The organism is Panacibacter microcysteis, assembly GCF_015831355.1.
Lineage (GTDB): Bacteria > Bacteroidota > Bacteroidia > Chitinophagales > Chitinophagaceae > Panacibacter > Panacibacter microcysteis.
Window position 1 is genome coordinate 648,396 of sequence record NZ_JADWYR010000002.1, and the last position, 15,564, is coordinate 663,959.

11 protein-coding genes are annotated in these 15,564 nt (G+C 42.2%); 5 read left to right on the forward strand and 6 right to left on the reverse strand.

What is annotated here, in order from left to right; translation table 11 throughout:
* Nucleotides 1–56 precede the first annotated feature (56 nt).
* Nucleotides 57–1,229 (forward strand): glycosyltransferase family 4 protein, encoded by a 1,173-nt coding sequence (locus I5907_RS14645; RefSeq protein WP_196991558.1) that lies wholly within the window; start codon nucleotides 57–59, stop codon nucleotides 1,227–1,229.
* A 17-nt stretch (nucleotides 1,230–1,246) separates the two neighbouring features.
* Here the strand turns inward: I5907_RS14645 and I5907_RS14650 are convergent, their stop codons facing one another.
* Nucleotides 1,247–2,221 carry a glycosyltransferase gene (locus I5907_RS14650; protein WP_196991559.1) on the reverse strand — a complete coding sequence of 325 codons (975 nt, stop codon included), beginning with the start codon at nucleotides 2,219–2,221 and terminating at the stop codon, nucleotides 1,247–1,249.
* Nucleotides 2,222–2,354: 133 nt separating this feature from the next.
* Here I5907_RS14650 and I5907_RS14655 point away from each other — a divergent pair, with 133 nt between their 5' ends.
* From I5907_RS14655 to I5907_RS14665, 3 genes are read left to right on the forward strand one after another with little or no spacing between them, the layout of a single operon-like run.
* Nucleotides 2,355–3,806, forward strand: a complete 1,452-nt coding sequence (locus I5907_RS14655) for a B12-binding domain-containing radical SAM protein (RefSeq protein WP_196991560.1) — start codon at nucleotides 2,355–2,357, stop codon at nucleotides 3,804–3,806.
* The gene (locus tag I5907_RS14660; protein ID WP_196991561.1) at nucleotides 3,796–4,611 is read left to right on the forward strand and encodes a class I SAM-dependent methyltransferase; all 816 of its coding nucleotides are present in this window, start codon (nucleotides 3,796–3,798) and stop codon (nucleotides 4,609–4,611) included. The genes I5907_RS14655 and I5907_RS14660 overlap by 11 nt, the downstream gene beginning before the upstream one ends.
* A 6-nt stretch (nucleotides 4,612–4,617) precedes the next feature.
* Nucleotides 4,618–6,015 carry a B12-binding domain-containing radical SAM protein gene (locus I5907_RS14665; protein WP_196991562.1) on the forward strand — a complete coding sequence of 466 codons (1,398 nt, stop codon included), beginning with the start codon at nucleotides 4,618–4,620 and terminating at the stop codon, nucleotides 6,013–6,015.
* Between the two features lie 9 nt (nucleotides 6,016–6,024).
* On the opposite strand, the gene I5907_RS14670 is transcribed toward I5907_RS14665, so the two are convergent.
* Nucleotides 6,025–6,966, reverse strand: coding sequence for a nucleotidyltransferase family protein (locus I5907_RS14670; protein WP_196991563.1), 942 nt, complete (start codon nucleotides 6,964–6,966; stop codon nucleotides 6,025–6,027).
* Nucleotides 6,967–7,483: 517 nt separating this feature from the next.
* Here I5907_RS14670 and mnmE point away from each other — a divergent pair.
* A complete protein-coding gene (gene mnmE, locus I5907_RS14675) occupies nucleotides 7,484–8,866 on the forward strand; it encodes a tRNA uridine-5-carboxymethylaminomethyl(34) synthesis GTPase MnmE (RefSeq protein WP_196991564.1) in 1,383 nt (460 codons plus the stop codon).
* 86 nt (nucleotides 8,867–8,952) lie between these two features.
* Here mnmE and I5907_RS14680 read toward each other — a convergent pair whose 3' ends face one another.
* The 4 genes from I5907_RS14680 to I5907_RS14695 all read right to left on the reverse strand — a co-directional run bounded on the left by I5907_RS14680 (nucleotide 8,953) and on the right by I5907_RS14695 (nucleotide 15,546).
* Nucleotides 8,953–11,340 (reverse strand): T9SS type A sorting domain-containing protein, encoded by a 2,388-nt coding sequence (locus tag I5907_RS14680; protein ID WP_196991565.1) that lies wholly within the window; start codon nucleotides 11,338–11,340, stop codon nucleotides 8,953–8,955.
* Between the two features lie 729 nt (nucleotides 11,341–12,069).
* The gene (locus I5907_RS21935; protein WP_196991566.1) at nucleotides 12,070–13,347 is read right to left on the reverse strand and encodes a T9SS type A sorting domain-containing protein; all 1,278 of its coding nucleotides are present in this window, start codon (nucleotides 13,345–13,347) and stop codon (nucleotides 12,070–12,072) included.
* Nucleotides 13,348–13,496: 149 nt separating this feature from the next.
* Nucleotides 13,497–14,051 (reverse strand): hypothetical protein, encoded by a 555-nt coding sequence (locus I5907_RS14690; RefSeq protein WP_196991567.1) that lies wholly within the window; start codon nucleotides 14,049–14,051, stop codon nucleotides 13,497–13,499.
* A 562-nt stretch (nucleotides 14,052–14,613) separates the two neighbouring features.
* Nucleotides 14,614–15,546, reverse strand: a complete 933-nt coding sequence (locus I5907_RS14695; protein ID WP_196991568.1) for a hydrogen peroxide-inducible genes activator — start codon at nucleotides 15,544–15,546, stop codon at nucleotides 14,614–14,616.
* Nucleotides 15,547–15,564 lie beyond the last annotated feature (18 nt).

Sequence of the window (15,564 nt, forward strand, 5' to 3'; positions counted from 1 at the left end):
AACAAAAGCTACATTATTAACCCAAAGCCGGGCTCATAACTATTAACTGTTATCACATGCGTGCTGCAGATATATCTTTTTATTATGATGATTTTGTGGAAAGCGAAGAAGAGCTTTTACGGGTTCATTATACCACGGTTGGCTGGGCAGAAGCCCTTCAGAGAAATGGCGTGGACGTTGTTGTTTTGAAACGATTTCACCGGGATGCATCATTTGTAAAAAATGGTGTGCAGTATGTTTTTGTGAAAGATAAATTTAAAGGGGAGCTTCGGTTGTGGCAAATGCCTCTGTCTTTTCTGCGTAGCATTGTCCGGGCGAATGCAGACATTGTTCATTTGCATTCATTTCCCTTTAGCTTTCCTGCTTTTGTATTGAGGATACTATTGCCACGTAAAACTGGTATTGTGGTGCAAAATCATGGAGGTAAAGTTGGTAGGGGATTCGCGATAAAAATATTGACCAGGCTGGCACACTTTGCTGATGCATTTTTTTTTACTGCTTTTGAACAGGGCAGTCATTGGTTTAAACATGACAGGCTTCGTAAAAAAGTAATGCCGGTAATGGAAAGCTGTCCTGTATTTGATGTTGCTACACTGGATGCAAACCGGACATATACATACGCAGACCGGGACGCTGCACGCAAGGCATTTGGACTAAAAGGGAAGCCCGTTTTTTTATGGGTTGGCGCGCTGGATGAAAACAAAGATCCGCTTACCATATTAAATGCTTTCGAGGTGATTTTTACCGGGTTGAACACCGGCTTCCTTTACATGATTTATCACAACAAAAAACTAATTGCTGAAGTGGAGCAGAGGATTGTACAGTCGCCGGCACTAAGGAATAACGTTGTGCTTGTTGGTAAAGTACCCCGTGATTTAATGGTGCATTATTACAGTTGCGCTGATTATTTTGTGTTAGGCAGTCATTATGAAGGAAGTGGTTTTGCATTAAGTGAATCTCTGAGCTTTGGATGTGTACCCGTTGTGACAGATATTCCAAGTTTTCGTGTAATGACTGACAATGGTACGCTGGGAAAATTATGGGAGGCAGGCAATGCTGATGCGCTTATTGCTGCGGTAAACGAAGTCTTACATAAACCTTTACAACAGCAAGCGGAAAGTTGTATAAAATTTTACCGTCATCATCTCACCTTCGAAGCCATAGCTTTGACAGCAATTGAGCATTACAAAAAAATAATGGCAGGCAGATTAGCAGCAGTGAATGATTGAGTGAAGCAATACAAAAATTATTTCCTGGCGGCATAAATATTTTTGCCACTTCCAATTTGTAGTATCAACTTTAGATTAACAAGCACCATATCCCTTTCGAGGTGAACGGCGGCGAGCAGCATATGGCCAAAGACTGACCAAAGCAAATACCTTTTTTTTACAAATCCCAGTCGTTTATTCGTTGTCCTGAAGTAATCGAGCGCCATTACTCTCCTGTAGTGTTGGGGTATTTTTTGCAGGCGGTTTATTTTTTCCTGGTGGTGATACACATATGCATTATTTAACACGTGTATACTGCCGGCAGGAAGGTTGATTGATAAACCATAGTTGTCGCCTATCCCGTGTTTGTCAAGTTTTTCTTCGTAAGGAAACTTAAGTAAAAAGGATCTCCTGATTACCGAAGCCCCCAGGCCGTAGACAGGAGCATGGAAATATGAACCTGCAAAATCTGTTAATACGGGCCAGCCGGCTTTTGTGATAAAATTTTTCCTTGCCGCGTAATATTTTTTTATGCCCCTGCTGAGCAGGGTATCGTTGCATGCTATATCTCCCCAGATGCTCTGACAGAAGAAATATTTCCATAACAATGTGACAACAGATGTAACAGGATATTTAGATTGCCACCGGCCATTTTCCTGTTGCAGTACCACCCCGGAAATTGCGCATGCATCCGGGTAATTATTGATATGGGTAATGATTTTTTCCACGTATGTCAGAGGAACTTCAATGTCATCGTCACATACAAATACCCAATCTGTTGTAGCAAGAGAAATACCTGTATTTCGCTGCAGGCAAACAGATTTTGCGGTATTGCGGTAAGTAATGTTCAAAGGAATAAATTGATCCAGTTCTTCCTTTGCGAAGCGATCTTCACCCGAATCAACCAGGATGACTTCTTTAAACGGATAAGTTGATGCCGATAAATTCCGGAGCAATGATATTACTCTTGCCTTTCTGTTGCATGTTGGTATTACTACGCTTATTTCAATCACAAACAATAAATAAGATGGATCGCTTTCTGTTATGTTACGCTTTCAAAAGTACTATTTGCTATTTTATATTTGTTATTTACCTGTTCTGCTACAATGACTTTTTATTCATACAAAAGCTGTTAACTTGCGGACAATGAGTGCTATTCTTTTCTCACATTCTTATTTTCTCAGGTTTGATCCCAAACAATGGAAGACAGCCCAGCCTTATCCGCCATTGGGCACGTTGTATGCTGCCGCGGTAATGCAACAGGAGGGCCACCATGTAACATTGTTTGATAGCATGTTTGCGCACGACGCTTCTGAAGTTGTTCCTTATATTGAACAGCAAAAGCCCGCTTATTTTGTTATTTATGATGATGGCTTTAACTACCTGACCAAAATGTGCCTTACAAACATGCGTGAGGCTGCATTTGACATGATCGCGTTCGCCAGGCAAAAAGGATGTACCGTTATTGTATCAGGTTCAGACTCTACAGATCACTTTGAAAAATACCTTGATAAAGGTGCCGATTTCATATTGATAGGAGAGGCAGAAATAACCCTTAAAGAATTGATTAACGCATTGGAAGCACAGGAAAAGAATTTTGCATCCATCCAGGGTTTGGCGTTCAGGCAGCATGGTACAACTATAAAGACTTTAAAGCGCAACGTGATAAAGGAACTGGACCAGTTACCCTTTCCTGCGTGGGATATTATTGATATAGCCCCGTACAAAAAAATGTGGCTGGATAACGCGGGTTATTTTTCTTTAAATATGGGAACAACACGTGGTTGCCCTTTTAAATGTAACTGGTGCGCCAAACCTATATACGGCAACAGGTACAATTCACGTTCGCCTGAAAATGTTGTGCAGGAATTGACTTTACTAAAAGAAAAATTCGGGTATGACCATATCTGGTTCTGCGATGACATTTTTGGGTTAAAACCAGGTTGGGTCAATAGTTTTGCAACACTGTTACAGCAGGCAGGTTTGCAATTAAGATTTAAAATACAGGCCAGGGCAGATCTTTTATTGCAGGAAAATTATATACAGGATCTTGCACGGGCGGGTTGTGACATGATCTGGATGGGCGCTGAAAGTGGTTCCCAAAAGATACTTGACGCCATGGATAAAGGCACCTCTGTTGAGCAGATTTATGAAGCGACAAGACTTATTAAAAAATATGGGATGAAGCCCTGCTTCTTTATACAGTTTGGGTACCCGGGTGAAACAAAAGAAGATATCGCGGCCACCATTAAAATGATCAATACACTATTGCCATACGACATGGGTATTTCTGTTTCTTACCCGTTACCGGGCACCAAGTTTTTTGAGCAGGTTCAGTCTCAGTTGAAAGAAAAAGCAAACTGGACTGATTCTGACGAATTAGCTTTGATGTTTAAAAATACTTACCATCCGTCTTTTTATAAATCTTTACACCGTTATGTACATGCAAGTTTCAGAAAAGCCGCTGGTTTGCACGCATGTAAAGCCATATTCAGCAATGCATCTACGCTAAAAGAGCTGAGAAAAGTGATACGTTTACCATACTATTTTTATGATGAGTTTATTCAGCGAAAAAAATTGAAGGCGTTTGAATTCTGACCAAACCATATTGCCACAAATGCCTTTTGATGTAATGGCTGAAACGTATGACGAAGCATTCTCTTTCTCGGAGATTGGCAAATTACAAAGGGAAGGCGTTTGGCGTAAGCTGTTGCCGTTACTTGGCAGCCACCAAAAACCTTTGCGTATATTGGAGATAAATTGCGGTACGGGTGTAGATGCATTACGTCTTGCTACCTTGGGGCATCACGTAATTGCAACAGATGCATCTGCTGTAATGATAGACCAGGCTACGCAAAAAATACATGACGGTGTTAAAGACAACCTGCAGTTCCTGCAATTAAGCTTTGCTCAGCTTAGCGGCTACAATTTCAATACAACATTCGATCTTGTATTTTCAAATTTTGGCGGACTAAATTGCATAGATAAAAAGGAACTCCGGCAGCTTGATAAAGATCTTGCGCGTATTACAAATGAAAATGCAACGCTTTTTTTTGTGGTGATGGGTAAGTTTTGCGTGTGGGAAACAACGTATCACCTGCTTGCCGGAAAATGGAAGACTGCCATACGCCGCATAAAGGGCGAATCAACATTTACCGTAAATGGCAACACAATACCTGTTCACTACTATACGCCGGGTTCGTTGAATAAATTGTTTGGTCATTATCATCATTGTTACAGCCATGCAGTAGGTTTATTTGTGCCACCATCTTACCTGGAGTCTTTTTTTGAGAAGCACCCGGCATGGTTAAAACGATTGGGTAAGCTGGAAAAAAAAATTAACAGCCGGGAATGGCTGAGTTTGTTATCTGACCATTATTGTACTGTACTAAAAAAGAAATAAGAATTAATGAATATTGTGCTTACACATGGTTACTTTTTAGCAGAAGACCCAAAAGAGAGAGAGATCATGCGGCCGTACCCACCATTGGGTATTTTGTACATTTCAGGTTACCTGGATATGCATGGTATTGCAAACGAAGTTTTCGATTCAACATTTGCCACACTACAAAAACTTGAGCATTTTTTATTGCAGGAAAAACCACGTATGCTTGGTATTTATACAAACTTAATGACCAAGCTGAATGTGCTGAAGATTATTGCATTCGTTAAAAATGAACCCGCATTAAGCAATACAAAAATTATCCTGGGCGGCCCTGAAGTGCGTAACCACAAAGAAAAATTCCTGGCATATGGCGCAGATGTTATTGTTTTTGGTGAAGGTGAGGATACTATGGTAGAGCTGGCAAATGCATTTACAAGCCACCTCCGGCCTGATCTGAGTGTTATTCCCGGAATCGCTTACAAAAATGAAATCGATAACGTAACGGTCAACGAAGAGCGCATCCTGATAAGGGACATCAACCAGCTTCCTTTTCCCAACAGGAAAAAGATAAATATGCAGTTGTATTTTGATGCATGGAAGCCGAAGCACGGCATCAGTATGGTAAATGTAAGTACCATGCGTGGTTGCCCCTACTCATGCAAATGGTGCAGCCGCGCTGTCTATGGTACCAGCTACCGCAGGCGCAATCCCAAACTGGTGGTTGATGAAATGCAATGGTTGAAAGAAAATTATTCATTTGACATGATCTGGTTTGTGGATGATGTATTTACCATTAACCCACGGTGGCTGCGTGAATTTGCTGAAGAGATAAGCGTCAGAAACCTTAACATACCATACGAAATCATCACAAGAGCCGACAGGCTTACAGAAGAGTCTGTGCAATTACTCAAGCAAAGCGGTTGTTTCAGGGTTTGGATTGGTGCGGAAAGCGGTTCGCAGAAAATTATCGATGCCATGGACCGCCGCGTAAAAGTTGAACAGGTACGAGATATGATACGGCTGGTAAAACAATATGGTATGGAAGCAGGTACTTTTATTATGCTTGGCTACCCCGGTGAAGACGAAAGTGATATTAAAGAAACGCTCAAACATTTGAAATATGCTAACCCCAGCCTTTATACGGTAACGGTTGCCTATCCCATAAAAGGCACGCCTTTGTATACCGAAGTTGAAGATCTTTTTATAGAAGAACTGGCATGGGAAAACTCTACAGACAGAGACATTGATTTTACGCGCACTTACAGCCGTCGTTATTACGTGCATGCCATCAACTGGATTCAGCAGGAAATGTTGTACCTGCGCAACCAGGGCCCAATCAATAAACTCAAATTAAAACTACGCTCAGTAAAGGCAAGAGCAGGCATGTACTTCGAAAGATTCCGGCATAGAATACCCGTATAACCGGCGGCGTTACGCAACGGATTTAAGCACGATTGCACTAAACAGCTTTTGCATTTTTTCTTCGTGCATGCTCAATACTTTTTGCTGAAAATGTTGTGGGTAAGGTTTGCAGTAATGTTTGCCCACCATCATGCTGCCCAGTACATAACCGCTGTTTGTAACTACGTGTTTGGATTGTAGTTTCTCCCACCGTCTTTCAAAGTAACGCATCAGCGCATCATCAATTTTTTGCCCCCGCCTGTTCCGGAAAACTTTCTCTATGAGCCTGCTGGTAAAGCTTTTACTTTTTTCAGGATGCCTGTATTCAATTGGCGGATGATTCGGAAAAAAACGATATATCCATTCGTTGGCCGCAAAAAAGCCGGCAAAGCATTGCATACCGTAAACAGGCATCAGCGTAGCAATTTCTGTAGCAGTAAAAATATTTTTTTCACTTATCTCAAGGTATGATTCGTCAACAGTATAGTTAAGACAAAAGTATTTTTTAAAACCAAACAGCGATACCAGTTTAATGAATGTAAAGAAAACAGAACGACAGATCCACAGGTAATCTTTTTCCGCAATAACAAAGAAATCATAATCACTGTCGCTGGTTGCAACTTTTTTTGATAAAGAGCCAGATATGGCAATGCCTTTTACAAACGGAAACCATGATAGAAAAGCAGCAATCTTCCTGGCTTTTACAAGGTGTTTCTCAGCCAGTTTATTTGCGGCAAGCCGTGCAGTTAAAAGAGAATCATCATGTTTGAGCTGGTAATACCCCTGTGTTTTAAAAAGTATTTTTTCTTTCATGAGAGCAGCAAGTGCGCCGGCAAGTTCCTGTTCTGTACACGGCATGTCCAGGTGCGCTCTTATTTCCGCCGAAGTCATGGGGTAATGAAAAATATCAAAATAGGTCATAGACCTTATTATGCTTCGTTTTAATTCGTCCATCTGCGGTAGTGAATTCAAATAAAAAGTTTGTTTTGGCTATGTCTTGCGTAAAAAAAAGCCGGTATTTCCTTTAATTAAAGATCAACTTTATATTTTACTATCAGCTTAAAAAAATACCGAGTAAGCATTTTTATATACCGAACAGGCTTTTGTAAAAGAGTATTTTTGGTAGCAGGCTTTAGTTCGTTGTGGCATCGCCTGTTGCCACGCTCGGTTCAGGGTTCCACTTTTATGGCGACTGTAGCGCTGCGGTTATACCATCTTCCGGTCTTCAAACTGTGTTGTGAAGAAGGCTTTGTTTAAGCCACCTGTCGTTTTTAAGATACTTATTATAGAAAGAACATTGCCGAAACACAACGCTGCAGCCGCCATAAAAACCATCAGTACAAGTGAGTGACACAACCGGCGATGCCATAAAAACCTTTGCCGGTTCCCAAAAAAAATAAAGCATGTCAGTTTTTATTTTTTGCATCACCTGTTGTTTTTTAACTGCAGCAAAGAGTTGTAGGCGATGCATTATTTTTGCACACTCATTATGCATACACAATTTACTGGTTGGGACGATACAATTGCCGCACTGGCAACACCGCCTGGTGTTGGTGCGATTGGTGTAATAAGGATAAGTGGTAAAGCCGCATTAGCCATTGCAGATAACATTTTTCCTGCTAAAAAAATATCCCTTCAACCGTCGCATACCCTGCATGTAGGACTGCTTAAGCATAATGAAACAGTGCTGGATGAAGCGGTTGTTGCAGTATTTAAAGAGCCAAGATCTTATACCGGTGAAGATGTGATTGAAATATCCTGTCACGGATCAAACTACATTTTGCAACAGGTGTTGCAGGCGATTACCAGTAATGGTGCAAGACTGGCAAAACCGGGCGAGTTTACGCAGCGGGCATTCTTAAATGGTAAATTGGATCTTGCACAGGCTGAAGCCGTTGCTGATCTTATAGCGAGCAATACCGAAGCATCTAAGCGTGCAGCACTCGGCAGCATGCGTGGTGGCTTTTCGGGTGCGTTAAAGGCCGTGAGGGAGCAGTTGCTGAAGTTTGCCGCGCTGATAGAACTAGAGCTGGATTTTTCTCAGGAAGATGTGGAATTTGCAGACAGGTCTGCATTGTATGCTGTGGTTAATGAAGCTGCATTAGCTGTACACAAACTGATTAGCTCTTTTCAGTTGGGCAATGTAATTAAGAACGGCGTAAGTGTTGCGATTATTGGCAAGCCAAACGCCGGGAAGTCTACATTACTGAATGCTTTGTTGAATGAGAATCGTGCAATAGTAAGCGATATACCGGGCACCACCAGGGATACGATTGAAGAAGTGCTGAACATTGATGGCATATTGTTCCGGTTGATTGATACAGCAGGTATACGTAAACACACCAGCGACATCATTGAAACGGCAGGCATAGAACGCAGTATAGAAAAAATGAAACAGGCAGATCTTGTATTATACATTTTTGATGTGCAGGATGATGCGGACGAGATAGAAACACGTGTGCAGGAAATGAAGGCCCAATCTCTTAACTATATATTGGTGGCCAACAAAATTGACAGGCTGAACGACGCGGAAGGGCGCCGGATATTTGGTCATTATGACAAGATTATTTTTATTTCCGCAAAAGACGGCTTACATACGGAAACATTGAAAGAGCGTATGACAGATGCGGTATTGCATGGCAAAATACAAACGGAAAGCAGTATTGTTACGAATGCACGCCATTACCATGCACTAAAAGAAGTTGCAACCTCCCTGGAAGATATAAGACTGGGCATGAACAATAACCTGGCAAGTGATCTGCTTGCTTTGGATATAAGGCGTTGCCTGCATTATCTCGGCGAAATAACCGGCCAGGTAACGAATGAAGACATGTTGGATTATATATTCAGCAAGTTTTGTATCGGGAAGTAACCGACGCATATTGTCTGCAGCATCAGATATCTTTCACATTGATGAATCTTTCGCCTTATATCCTTTGTTTATGAGACTTCGGAATTTTACTCGCCTATCATCAACTTTACTGTTTTACTGATCCATTGTTGATTGCTTACCCTTAAAAAATACAAGCCTTTTTCAAGCGGAGGTAATACGATTGTTTTGCTTGCTGTTTCACCTGGTGCCGGGTTTTCAAGTATGCCTGCCAATATGCGTTTGCCATCAACAGAAAGAAGCTCGTAGTTTAGTTTGCCTGTAACCGGTACTTTATAGTTTAGGGTAAACTGTTTATTTACTACCGGGTTAGGGGCAACAAAGATATTACCCGCAGAAATGCCGTTGCAGTTTAAGGATGCTGCGCTGCTAAAGTTTTCCCTGCCATTGTGGTCTGTAGCTTTTACCCTGTACCACAGTTTGCTGCAACCGGCAGGTATGCGTACATCAGTAAAACTGTAAGCAGAAGGCTGCGTGTATTCAGTGGTGCCAATATCGGTAAAGTTTGTACCGTTGGTACTTCTTTGAATGGTAAAGTTGCTGATGTTTGTTAGTGGGGTGTTCCATTTTACGAGTACATTGTTATTACCCGCCCATGCAGCGGTAAGCCTGATGTGTTCATCTGCGAGCACTGTGGCACAGCCTGCAGGCGTGGCACTCATGTTAATAGTGCCGGAACTGGTACAACCGTTAACACTGGTGATTTTTACAGTATAAGGCCCTGCAACTTTAATATAAGGTTGCTGCAAGGCAGAAGTAGTAGCATCCTGTGCAGGGTTATAGGTATTGTTAGGATAGAATTTACCACCGGATGCAGTTGTCCAGTACCAGGTAGTGCCATTGGTTTCATTTAGCCTTAACCATGCAGGGTTAGTACCACAACTCCAGGAAATGGAAGGAACAGTATTATCGTATGTAATGTTTCCTGTAGAAGCGGAGGCCTTACAGCCGAGCGCATCAGTGATAGCCACGGTATACGATCCTGCAGCAGCGGGAGTGGCAGTAGGGTTTTGAATAGTGGCGTTGGAAATACCACTGCCTGTCCAGGCATAAGTGTAAGGGGCTTGTCCGCCGGTGGGAGTGGCAGTAAGTTGTATGGGAGAGGTTGCAGACTGTGCACAGTAAAGTGCAGTGCCTGCAGCGGCAGTAACGGCAGGTGGCGAGGAACAGTTTCTGATACCAAATCTTGTAGTTACATCAGCAGTGAGAACGCCGAGTGGCAATATACCATTGGGTGTACCATCACTGCCGGTACCAGAACCTTCTTTTTCCCCGGTGTAAGCCCATGCGGCGGGCAGTGAGGCTGTGGTAACCGCATTGCTGGTAGAGAGTACAAGTTTATAGCCGGCAGCAGCAACGACGTTGGCAAATGTATAGGTACCAGTACTGCTAACAGCAGTGGAGGCATAAACATTGTTGTTGTTATCGACGAGGTTAACATAGAGCTGCGTGGTACCGCCTGCATAGCGTGTAGCAGTGCCGTCAATAATGTTATTGGTCATGCCATCTGCATCATTATAAACGGTGCCGGTAATATTGTAAGTCGGTAACGTAGCTGACAGTGTAAATACATCGCCAACATACCCGTCAACACCTCCGTTTGTGGGCCCCCATGAAGCCTGGGTATTTGTGGGATTTACACCAGGCATACCTCTTAGAAAAACCCTTAACACTATGCTGGAGATGTTTGTGCCATTCGTATTAAGTCTTACGCTGCCGTCTGAGCCCCGGGTTGTTTCTGCTGTAAAATAACCTGGCGTATTGCTCGCAGGAATTGTTGTATTTGTATTAATCACCTGGGTGTTATTGCCCACACCAAAGTAAGTGTTTCCTGATAACCTGGTAAAGGTGTAGCCAGCGGCCACCTCCGCTGTGCCAAGTTCGAACTCTGTATAAAAACCATGTTGAAACAAGCCATTAGCCGAGCTGAATTCCCCGCCTATAGCGGCAAAATGTAGTACAGGATTTTGTACCGGCCGGTTAAAACTTATCGTAATGTCTCCATAATATGGCCTGGCATTCAGATTTGTGGCCCTGTATAACTGCGTCATATAGTATGGCGAAATCATTGCGCCAATGCAATAGTTTAATGTTACATCTATACCTTGTGTTGCACCTGTAAACGGATTGGAACTAAACCTGATACTCGTAGCACCTCCATAAGTATTCATTTTCTTCCAGATGTTATCTGCCACAACATTTTGGCCGGAGGATGTGCCGCCAAAAAAAATACCGGGGTAAGTGCCGCCGCTGTACACCTGGTTTGTAATGGCGTAGTTAACAGTAGTAGTTGGTGTAGCCGCACTAAACACTGTTGATCCATTATCGTTTTTCAAAAATGTAGCGGTTTGACTTGCAGTTGTTGGGCCTGTTACTGTAAGGCTTGCACTGGATGCATTGAGTTCAAGTTGGGTTTGACCAATTGCTTCAGTATTATCAATCCAGATGGTAGTCATCAATATCAGGGCACATTTAAAACTTTTTTTCTGTCTATGTATGAACGCAATGGCGAAACATTGGTTTAAATAAACATGTATCAGGTTTTTGATTACCAGTGTAAATCGCGGCTTCGGGCAATGATTGTAGTACATGGCTTTGATTTTTAAACAGGAAATGGATTATTATTACATACGCTCATGTATTACTATTATTATTAATGTGTTATGATAAAATAATTAATATCAGCTATTAAGAATTGATATTAATTCTTAATGTGTTTTAAGCCGGGTGATTATAAAAGGTATTTCGCCAATAGAGCGATTGCAGCAAATCATGGTTTTATAACCGGAACGCTACAGTTGCCATGAAAATAAAAAGTTGAACCGAGCGTGGCAACAGGCGATGCCACAACGAACTGCTGCCGGCCTACAAAAATTACTTCTACATAAAGATATAAGACGCGGACACGTTCATTATTTTTAAATATGCTGATGTAGTGTCGGGAGTGTTTGTATAAAAACTATACGGCTGCCGGCATTTGTGCATATGGCATCCCGGTTGCGTCGCATTACGTTCATCTGTATAACATATCGCATCTGTGGGCTCATTAGCTTACAGCGCAAAACCATCAACTGTAGTTCAGGTATGTGATAGCAGATAGCAGACCTGTTAATACAAATGGCTACCTCTGTGCAGGGGAAGCCATTCTCTTTGATAAAGGGTGGGTTGATTGTCTTTAAATGCAGTTATTTTAATGCAAGTATTTTTACAGGTTTACTCATCCATTGCGCGTTATACATTGTTATAAAATATACACCTTGCCGTTCACCCGGTGGAAGCACGATTGTTTTGCTGCCCGGTTCGTTGCTGCCTGCGTTTTCGAATGTGCCGGTAAGTAAAAGCCTGCCATTCATGTTATAGATGTTGTAATGTATGGTGCCCTGTACAGGTATCTTATAGTTAAGTGTAAACTGGCCGTTTGTAACTGGGTTGGGCGTTACAAGTATTGAGCTTTCCTGTAAGTGCTTACAGGTTACATGCGCAGTTTTACCCATCACTTCTTTGCCGTAAATATCGGTTGTCTTTACCCGGTACCAGATGTTTGTGCATGGTTCAGGTAAGGTTACATCCGTATAGCTGTAAGTTAAAAACTCGTTGGGTTCAATGTTTGCAATATTTGTAAAGCTTACGGCATCAGTGCTTCGTTGCAAAGTAAATGCGGTAACGTTGGTAATAGGCGTGTTCCATTTCAGCAGCACACTATTGCCAGCCCACAGTGCATGAAGATCAATGTTATTATCCTCCAAAACTATGTTGCACGAAGCCGGTGTGGCCCCCACTGTTATTGACCCCGAAACAATACAACCGTTTGCACTTGTTATTTGTACAGTGTATTGCCCGGTATTTTTTATGTAAGGCATTTTTAAGTTTGAAACAGGGCTGTCATCTGTTGTACTGTAAGTTGTACTCGTATAAAACCTGCCGCCGGAAGTGGTGGTCCAAAACCAGCTTGCACCGTTATTTTCCATCAGCCGCAGCCATGCAGGATTGTCACCACAACTCCATGAGATAGATGGCACAATATTATCGTAAATAACATTGGTGAAAGCGCTCCCTTTGCAGCCAACAGCATCTGTAACGGTTACGGTATAGCTACCTGTTGTTGTTGGCACTGCACTTGTGTTCTGAGTAGCCGGGTTAGATAGACCACTGCCTGCCCATGCATATGTATATGGGCTCAGGCCGCCGGTTGCAGAGGCATTAAGTAAGATGGGCGAAGATCCTGATTGAGCACAGTAAACACCGGTACTGGAAGTGGCGGTTACAACGGGAGAAGCTGTTGCCAGCGCTGCGCAATTCACGATGCCAAAGTTTGCATTGCTCACTGTATTAATAAGCAATGGTATTGCCAGTGTACCGTCAGGCAAGCCGTCATTTCCCGCAGCAGCTCCAATGTTTTCCCCGGTATTCGTCCACCCGGACGGCAGCGAGGGTAACTTTGCAGAGGCGTTTGTAGAAAGCACAAGTTTATAGTTACTGGAGCTGACCACGTTTACGAATGAATATGTTCCGGCACCTGAAACCGGCGTAGACGCAAAAACATTGTTGTTTTTGTCAACGAGAGATACGTATAACTGTGTTGTGCCGCCGGCATATTGTGTGGCAGTTCCATTTACTGTGTTATCGGTAGCCCGTTACCATCCCTGTAAACCGTTCCGCTAATCGTATATGTTTGCAATGATAAAGTCAAAACATTGCCATCACCCACATGCCCGCCTGTATCTTCAGCCGGCGCCCAGTGTTCTTTAGCAACAATCCTCGGACCCTTATTAGGATCATAAGTTAAACCATTGCTTCTTAGAAAAACTTTAAGTGTAATACTTGTGATAGAAGAAGTACCGGTGTTTATTCTTACGCTACCTGCAGAACCATGACTGTCTGACGAAGACGTTGATGCAAACCAGTTATTACTGTAAGAAGTTGGATTCGCAGTGTTGGAGTTTACAATTTTAGTATTGGAGGTAGTTGCATCGAAATAAGCGTTTCCAGATAACTCGGTAATGGTAATGCCGTTACTGATATCTGTGGCGCCGAGTTCATATTCATTGTAAAATCCCTGGTAATATAAACCGCCATTGTTAAACTGGTCTCCGCCAATACCGCCAATATGCAACAGCGGGTTGGATACAGGTCTGTTAAATGTAATGACAAGATCACCATAATACACCCTTGCATTATAATTGGTGCTGCCATACGTAATATAACCATAGCGGAGGTCGGTTTCAAGCTGTACACCATAGTTGGCACTGCCATGTAATCCTGTGCCTGTGGTGTTATTGATGTTGGACGTAAATATGTGTCCTACGGAGAGCCAAAAACATTAATAGGCCTCCATACATTATCGGCGTTGTGTTATTAAAATTTCTCAATAACTGCTTAAGTAAGATTTTGTGAGTTTATTTAGACTTAATTCAGCAATGCAGTCATCAATCTATAGCATGGTTTATTTGGTTCCTTGCATAGAGGACACGCTTTTATTACCTTATAATATTGCATATGCAACAGCCAAACGCTTTTTTGGGTACGGGCAATGGTTCTTCGTAGCATCATCGTTGCGTCGCATTCCGTTCATCTGTAGTACTTATGGCATCTTTGGCTGCGAAGCAAAATGCGCAAATGGTAAAAATCTGCTTTAGAATGCAAAAACGTACTTGTGTTTAAGTAAATATTGGCTGGCGGCGTAAGCTACACGCCGCAATTTCATCGGAGCACAAGAGTTGCACCGGGTACTATATAGCAATCACATCCACCTTTTTCTTTTGCAGCATTTGTTCAGGAATGTTTTCCAGGATGGTGTTTTTCAAAATATTGATGAGCCGTCTTTTGTTAAAAGTCTTCAGCGTTACAAGGCTTATTTCACGAACGGGTGCCGGGCTTTTGAAATACCGTAACATATTTTTTTGCGTGTCAGAAATATCGTAGGTCGCCAACTCTGGTAGTAACGTAATGCCTCCGTTAGTGTCTACAAATCGTTTCAGTGTTTCAATACTTCCTGCAGAGTATTCAAAATGTTTTTCCGTAGAAGCTATTTTTTGAATTGCGCAGAAATTAATTACCTGGTTGCGCAGGCAGTGCCCTTCTTCCAATAGCCACATATTGTTAATGTCCATGTCAGTGGGTAACAAAAATCGTTTGTCAAACAGTTTTTGTGTGGTAGACACATATGCAACAAATTCTTCATTAAAAAGAAAGTCCTCTTTTAGTTCTGCATAACCTAACGGCGTAGCCATTATGCCAGCATCAATGTTCCCGTTTTTTAATTGTCTTACGATGTTTTCGGTTGTAAGATCGTAAATGCTCAATTTTACCTTGGGGTATGTTTGCGTAAATGATTGAACAAAGCGCGGCAACAAGTAGGGCGCTAGCGTTGGTATAACGCCTATTTTCAGGTTGCCGCCCACAATACTTTTTTCCTGTTCTATTAATTCATGAATATTAGCGGCTTCTGTCAATACTTTCCTGGCCTGTTGTATAATCAGTTGGCCGGTATCAGTAGTAGTTACAGGCGTTGTACGTACAAAGATCTGCACCCCAAGTTCCTCTTCCAGCTTTTGAACCTGCATGCTTAACGAAGGTTGTGTTACATGGCAGTGGGCGGCCGCTTTTGCAAAATGTTTAAGTGTGTCCAGTGCTACTATATATTCCAACTGAATTAAAGTCATGATAGTTTTATGTTATTA